Origin of the sequence: Actinopolymorpha sp. NPDC004070 (assembly GCF_040610475.1) — a bacterium.
Lineage (GTDB): Bacteria > Actinomycetota > Actinomycetes > Propionibacteriales > Actinopolymorphaceae > Actinopolymorpha.
This window is the reverse complement of record NZ_JBEXMJ010000018.1, coordinates 104,556-111,862: the sequence shown is the minus strand read 5'-3', so window position 1 is coordinate 111,862 and position 7,307 is coordinate 104,556. Positions and strand designations below refer to the sequence as shown.

The following is a 7,307-nucleotide window of genomic DNA, read 5'->3' as shown; positions in this document are numbered from 1 at the left end:
AGCCACAACCCGTCCACACCCAGACCCGCCAGATACGGCAACTTCGCCACCACACCCGCCAGATCCCCCACACCATCACCGTCACCATCACAAAAGCTCCGCACATACACCTGGTACACAACCGCCCGCCGCCACCACTCCGACCCCAGGCCACGAACGGAGACGTCCGGGGCGGGTCGCAGGGGCGGCTCGGCGACAGCCGTCGCGGCCGCCGCGGCCGCCGTGGGCGCGAACCGCTGCCGGAGGGAGTCCTGCGTGGCGTTGATCTTCGGAGGCATGTGCTGTGGACCTTGGGGCCTGGGAAGCGTGGGACTTTGGTCATCGATCTGGTGGGACCTTTCCCACGCTCGCACCAGGACCCTCGTCGTGCATCGGTAGCCATACCTAGGCAGGTACGTAAGAACGCAGCGCGGTCGGCCCGATCTGGCCCCTCGGCCGACGGCGCAAGCCGGGATTGACACCGCGCGCCCGGGACGGGTGACGATCAACCGGTCGGCAGGATGTGCCCGAACCTGTCCCGCTTGGTGGCGAGATACCCGGCGTTCTCCGGATTGGCCGCGACCACCAGCGGTTCGCGTCCGACGACGCGGATGCCACCCTCGCAAAGGCCTGCTGCCTTGGCCGGATTGTTGGACAGCAACCTGACATCGACGACGCCGAGGTCGGCGAGGATCGCCGCGGCGTCGGCGTAGTCGCGGGCGTCCGCGGGCAGCCCCAGCGCGAGGTTGGCGTCGACCGTGTCGTGCCCGTCGTCCTGCAGTGCGTACGCCGCGAGCTTGGCCGCGAGGCCTATCCCGCGCCCCTCGTGGCCGCGCAGATAGACGATCACGCCCCGGTCGGCCGCGGCGATCGCGGCCAGCGCGAGGCGGAGTTGCGGTCCGCAGTCGCAGCGCAACGAGCCGAGCACGTCGCCGGTCAGGCACTCCGAGTGCAACCGGACCAGCGTCTCGGTGCCGTCGGCCACGTCGCCGCGTACCAACGCGAGGTGGTCGACACCGCGGGCGGTGCGGTAGCCGTACGCGGTGAAGTCGCCGTACTCCGTGGGCAGCCGGGTCGACGCCGCCCGCTCCACCGGACCGGCCGCGGGCGAGCCGGCCGCGGGCATCCGCTGGGCGGTCATGTCAGCAGCGGCAGGGGCCGGCGGACGGCGGCGCACACCCCGTCGCTGGCCTCGGCGGCGGCCACCCGCTCCGGGTCGGGCACGCCGTACCCGGTGGTGCGCTGCTTCAGCGGCCGACCGGTCGGCGCCGCCAGTGCGCGCAGGTCGCTGATGGTCTTGTACGACCCGTTGTCGGCGCCCGCCATCCGGCTGATCGTCTCCTCCATCAGCGTTCCGCCGAGGTCGTTGACACCGCCGTCGAGCACCGAACGGCACAGCTCGGGCCCGAGCTTCACCCAGGAGCACTGGATGTTGTCCACCAGCCCGTGCAGCAGCAACCGGGACAGCGCGTGCACGGCGCGGTTCTCCCGCGGCGTCGGTCCCGGGCGGGCCAGACCCGCGAGGTAGATCGGCGCGCTGGTGTGCACGAACGGCAGCAGCACGAACTCGGTGAATCCCGGCCGCCCGTTGGCCTCCAGGCTCCGGCGCTGCAGGGAAGCGATCAGCTTGATGTGGCCGACCCAGTGCGCGGGAGTGTCCACGTGGCCGTACATCATCGTCGAGGTGGTGGGGATGCCGAGGTCGTGCGCGGTGCTCACCACCTCCGTCCAACTCGCCGTGGGCAGCTTTCCCTTGGTCAGCGTCCAGCGGACATCGTCGTCGAGGATCTCCGCGGCCGTTCCCGGCAACGAGTCCACACCGGCCTCGCGTGCCCGTTGCAGCCACTCACGAATGGGCAGGTTCGTCCGCGAGACGCCGTTGATGACCTCCATCGGGCTGAACGCGTGCAGGTGTATGTCCGGCCGGCGGCGCTTGACCTCGGCCGCCAGGTCGAAGTACGCCGTGCCCGGCAGGTCGGGGTGGATCCCGCCCTGCATGCAGATCTCGGTCGCACCGGCCTCCCACGCCTCGTCCACCCGGTCGCCCACCTGTTCCAGGGACAACGTGTAGGCGTCGGCGTCGGTGCGCCGCTGGGCGAACGCGCAGAACCGGCAACCGGTGTAACAGACGTTGGTGAAGTTGATGTTGCGCGTCACCACGAACGTGATGTCGTCGCCGGCCGCCTCCCGGCGCAGGTCGTCGGCCAGCTTCGTGAGTGCCTCGAGTTCGGCGCCGTCCGCGTGCAGCAGTGCCAGCGCGTCGTCGTCGCTCAGCCCGGCCGGGTCGTGTTCGGCCCGGCGCAAGGCGGCCTTGACGTCGGCGTCGAAGCGCTGCGGTGCCTTGGAAACCTGTCCGGCGAGCTCGTCCCAGTCGCCGTAGACCGAGTCGAAGTCGGTACGCCGGTCGTCGGTGCGGCCCTCGGTGTCCACGGTGACGTGCAGGTCCGTACGGCCGGTGCCGGCGTCGGCCGGCCAGCCGCCGTCGGGTTCCTGCCAGGGCAGGCCGGCCGGGATCGCGTCCTCGTTCGCGAGGCCGGTGGCCGGGTCGACGAGCGCCTGCACGTGCCGGCGCAGGCGTGGGTCGAGCCAGGGCTCGCCGGCGCGGACGTACTCGGGGTAGATCGTCAGCCGCTCCCGCAGTTCGAAGCCGCCCGACGCCGTCCGACGGGCCAGGTCGGCCACCTGCGGCCAGGCGCGTTCGGGGTTGACATGGTCGGGAGTGAGCGGCGAGACGCCACCCCAGTCGTCGATCCCGGCCGCGAGCATCAGCGCGTACTCGTCGTCGATGAGGTTCGGCGGCGCCTGGATCCGCACGCTCGGCCCCAGCACGAGGCGGGCGACCGCGATGGTCGCCGCCAGGTCGCGCAGGTCCGCGTCGGGTGCGGACCGCATCTTCGTGTCCGGCTTGGCGCGGAAGTTCTGGACGATGACTTCCTGGATGCCGCCGTAGGTGCGGGCGATCCGGCGGATCTCGAACAGTGCCTCGGCGCGCTCGTGGTGCGTCTCACCGATCCCGATGAGCAGTCCGGTGGTGAACGGCACGGCACTGCGGCCGGCGTCCTCCAGCACCCGCAGCCGGATGTCGGGGTCCTTGTCCGGTGAGCCGAAGTGGGGCCCGCCGCGTTCGGTGAACAACCGGCGCGCCGTGGTCTCCAGCATCATCCCCATCGACGGCGCCACCGGCTTCAGCCGCTGCAGGTCACGCCAGGACAGCACGCCGGGGTTGAGGTGGGGCAGCAGTCCGGTCTCCTCCAGGACGCGGATCGCCATCGCGCGTACGTAGGAGAGCGTGTCGTCGTAGCCCGCCTCGTCCAGCCACTCCTGCGCTGCGTCCCAACGGTCCTCCGGCCGGTCGCCGAGGGTGAACAGCGCTTCCTTGCAGCCCATCGCCGCGCCCTGGCGGGCGATGTCGAGCACCTCGTCGGGACTGAGGTAGGGCGCGGGCAGCCGGCCGGGCACGGTGACGAACGTGCAGTAGCCGCAGCGGTCCCGGCACAGCCGGGTCAGCGGGATGAACACCTTCCGGCTGTAGGTGATCACGCCCGGGCGGCCGGCGGCGACCAGACCGGCGTCGCGCACCCGGGAGGCGTGCCCGGTGAGCGTGTCGAGGTCGGTGTCGCGGGCGTGCAGCAGAACGGCCGCCTCGTCGACGTTCAGCGTCTTGCCGGCACCGGCCCGGGCCAGGGCACGCCGCATCGCCGACGCCGGCGGTGCGGGCTCCGCCGGCATGCTCGCGGTCGGCGGTGCGACCGTCACGGCCGTGGTGGCGGAGGTGGCGGACGGCTTCGGCGTGCGCTGGGAATCCACGCCCGAACGCTAGGCCGCCGCGCCGGGGACTCGCCACCACACAGCCGCCGGGCGGCCCCGGCAAGGCGTCGTTGACACCCGCGGAAATGCCGTCCGCGCTGGTCACAGCGGAATGGACGGGTGGCGAGATCTTCCCTGAGACGGTATTACCTAAAGTATGGCGTCGGTGATCGGCAAGACGGTGAACGGCCGGACCTTCTACTACCTCGCGGAGTCCGCCCGGGTCGGGGGAGCGCCTCGGGTGGTGGCCCAGCGTTACCTCGGCAGCGCCGAGGACATCGCCGCGGCGCTGGCGGGCGGGCGCGGCCCGGCGCCCACACCTGAGCACACCCGGCATCTCGCCTTCGGCGACGTCGCGGCGGTCTGGCGGGTGCTCACCGACCTCGCCGTGGCGGACCTGGTGGACGGGCTCGTCGGGCCCGGCCGGGGCCGGGTCTCCGTCGGCACCTACCTCGCACTGGCGGTGGCCCGGCAGACGGTCGCCCCGGAGTCCGAGCCGGGCGACGTCGACCTCGGCGAGTGGTGGTCGACCACGGCGGGGCAGCGGTTCGTCAGGCCGCGGATCGACCCGGGCGCGCTGGACCACCGGGCGTTCTGGCGGGCGATGCGCAGGCTCGGACCGGACCGGCGACGGCTGCTCGAGGCAGGCGTGCTCGACCGGCTGCGGACCGAACTCACCGAGCCCGCCGCCGGGCCGGCCGAACACCTCGAGCCGGCCGGGCCGGTGCTCGTGCTCGACGTACCCCACTTCACGACGTACGCCGGTCCCGCCGATGCCGACGCCGGCGTCGATGACTCGGCGGCCGAACCGTGGCTGGCCGGCCTGGCGGCGGCGGTCACCCTGGACGGCGCGGTCCCGCTGACCGCCGAGCTCTACCGGCACGGCGACCCGTCGACCACCGCGTTCACGGTGCTCAGTGAGCGGCTCGCCGCCCGGTACGCCGGGCTCGGTGGCCGGGCGCCGGTGACGGTCGTGGTGGACGCGGGCCAGTCCGCCGAGGTCGACTTCGCCGCGCGTACCGTCAGGCACTTCGTCGCCTCGCTGCCGCTGACCGACCATCCCGAGCTGGCCGCGCGGCCGGCGACGGGACGGCGGGCGGTCGACCGGGAGCGGTTTCCGGGCGTCACCGCACTGGACACCCGCGTCCGGGTCGCGGGAGTCGACCGGAGGGTCATCCTGGTGCACTCCACCGCGCTGCGTGCGGCGCAGACGCAGGCCCTCGCCCGGGACCTGAGCAGCGCCACCCGGCGGCTGGCCGACCTCGCCGGGTCTCTGGAACGCCGTACGCTGCACCGGTCACGGGAGCAGGTGGCCGCGGAGGTCGCCCGCATCACCCGCTTCCGCTGGGTCGAGCGCGTGCTCTCCACCAGCCTGAGCGGCGGCGAGGACGGGCCGCGTCTGCGCTGGAGGGTGGACGAGGCGGCGCTCGCCCGGCTGCGGCACGAGGTGTTCGGCAAGCAGGTGCTGGTCACCGACCACGACGACTGGCCGGTCGCCGACGTACTCACCGCCTATCGCGCGCGCTACCGCCTCGAGGCGACCCTGCGCCAGTTCGTCGCCCCGGTGACGTCCGCACCGTCGCCCCGGTGGCGGTGGACCGACGAACGCGTGGCGGTGCACTCGCTGGTGTGCCTGCTCGCCACCACGGTCGCGCACGTGATGCGGCGGCGCGCACAGCACGCGGGAGTCGACCTGTCGGTCCGCGACCTCTTCACGCGGCTGGCCGGCATCGAGGAGACCGTCGTCTCCTACCCGTCGACCGGCGGGCGGCCACGCGCACGCCGGGTGCTGGTCGACCTCGATCCCCTGCAGCGCCGGCTGTGCACGGTGTTCGGCCTGGACGAGTGGACGCCCGGCCCGCGCTGACGCGGGCCGTAACGACAGTCGCGGAACGTACCTGAATTGTCACACCCGGCTATTGTGTCGGCGCCGAATTCGGGCCCACGATTGGCGTGCATGTGTCATTCGGGCAAGGAAAGTAAAAGGGTTCTCCGGGCTTTCCACGAGTCCTGCCCAACGGGTTTGGACCTAGTGGCACGCGGGAGAGGTTCCGGATATGCGCGAGGACGAACAGCAGGGCAAGGGGCCTTTGTCGTACCACTACGAGCAGTACGACAAAACTCGCCGCCGCCAGCGTGGATATGGCCGGGCACTGGGATTCACCGTGCTCGGAACGATCATTCCCGGCAGTGGCCTGGTGATAGCGGGCCGGCGGAAGATCGGCTGGGCGATCGTGGTGCTGGCCGCGCTCGTCGCCGGTTTCCTCGGCTATCTGTTGCTGCTGCACCGCGACACCGTGCTGCACTGGGCCGTTCAGCCCGGTGCGCTGGTCGTCATCGGCGTGGTGCTGCCCGCTGTGGCGCTGGCCTGGGTGTGCGTCATCGTCGCGACCTACCGCTCCCTGCTGCCGCGCGGCGTCGCGACGTTCCAGCGGGTCATGGGATACGGCCTGGTCGCGCTGCTCGCGCTGGTGACCGTGGTGCCGCTCGGCGTCGGCGGACGTTACGCACTGGTGCAGAAGGACGTCGTACAGAACGTCTTCGCCAGCCCGCACAGCCGCAGCGCCACCGCGCCCAAACACGTGTCGGTGAAGGATCCCTGGGCCGGCAAGCCGAGGCTGAACATCGCGCTGCTCGGCGGCGACGGCGGACCGGACCGGGTGGGCGTACGCACCGACACGGTCATCATCGCCAGCATCGACACCCACACCGGCAACACCGTGCTCTTCAGCCTCCCGCGCAACCTGGAGAAGATCCCGTTCCCCAAGGGGTCGGTGCTCGCCAAGGCCTACCCGAACGGCATCTTCGACGGCAAGGGCAGCGAGCTGGAATGGATGCTCACCGCGGTCTACCGGAACGTTCCCGAGCAGCATCCCGGCCTGCTGAAGAGTGACAACCCGGGCGCGGACGCGGTCAAGCTCGCCGCCGGCGGCGCCACCGGTCTGAACATCGACTACTACGTCCTCGTCAACCTCGAGGGCTTCCGGGAGCTGGTCGACGCGCTGGGCGGCATCACCGTCAACATCAACACCAAGATCCCGATGGGTGGCGAGTCGTCGGCCGGTCTCAAGCCCGGTGGCTGGATCCAGCCCGGACCCAACCAGCACCTCGACGGGTTCCACGCCCTGTGGTTCTCCCGCGCGCGGTACGGCGCCGACGACTACGCACGGATGCTGCGGCAGCGCTGCACCGTCAAGGCGATCGTCGACCAGGCCGACCCGGTGAAGCTGCTGACGAGGTACGAAGCGCTGGCCCGGACGGCGAAGGACATCGTGCTGACCGACATCCCGCAGAACCTCCTGCCGGCGGTCGTCGACCTGTCCCTGAAGGTGAAGAAGGCCGACGTCAGCAACGTCGCGTTCACCAACCAGCTGATCAAGTCCGGTCACCCCGACTACGACTTCATCCACAACCGGGTGAAGCAGGCCATCCGCGAGAGCGAGAAGGACAGCGCCACGCCGCAGGCCGCGGTCGACCTCGACGACGCCTGCGCCTACAAGGGCCCCAAGAAGCCCTAGCCG

At 71.4% G+C, this 7,307-nt stretch carries 5 protein-coding genes; 2 read left to right on the top strand and 3 right to left on the bottom strand.

Annotated elements, in window-relative coordinates:
• The 3 genes from ABZV93_RS26775 to ABZV93_RS26765 form a co-directional block, all read right to left on the bottom strand.
• Positions 1 to 278 (bottom strand): alpha-amylase family glycosyl hydrolase (locus tag ABZV93_RS26775; RefSeq protein ID WP_354941321.1); only part of this gene is annotated, 278 nt, incomplete at its 3' end.
• Positions 279 to 484: 206 nt separating this feature from the next.
• Entirely contained in the window at positions 485 to 1,120 is a 636-nt protein-coding gene (gene ribA / locus ABZV93_RS26770; RefSeq protein WP_354941320.1) for a GTP cyclohydrolase II, read from the bottom strand.
• The gene (locus ABZV93_RS26765; RefSeq protein WP_354941325.1) at positions 1,117 to 3,708 is read right to left on the bottom strand and encodes a bifunctional FO biosynthesis protein CofGH; all 2,592 of its coding nucleotides are present in this window, start codon (positions 3,706 to 3,708) and stop codon (positions 1,117 to 1,119) included. Before ABZV93_RS26765 ends, ribA begins: the two co-directional genes overlap by 4 nt.
• 235 nt (positions 3,709 to 3,943) lie before the next feature.
• On the opposite strand from ABZV93_RS26765, the gene ABZV93_RS26760 reads away from it, so the two are divergent.
• Together ABZV93_RS26760 and ABZV93_RS26755 are read left to right on the top strand one after the other, a co-directional pair.
• Positions 3,944 to 5,653, top strand: a complete 1,710-nt coding sequence (locus tag ABZV93_RS26760) for a transposase (RefSeq protein WP_354941318.1) — start codon at positions 3,944 to 3,946, stop codon at positions 5,651 to 5,653.
• Positions 5,654 to 5,843: 190 nt separating this feature from the next.
• Positions 5,844 to 7,304 (top strand): LCP family protein, encoded by a 1,461-nt coding sequence (locus tag ABZV93_RS26755; RefSeq protein WP_354941316.1) that lies wholly within the window; start codon positions 5,844 to 5,846, stop codon positions 7,302 to 7,304.
• Positions 7,305 to 7,307: the final 3 nt, after the last annotated feature.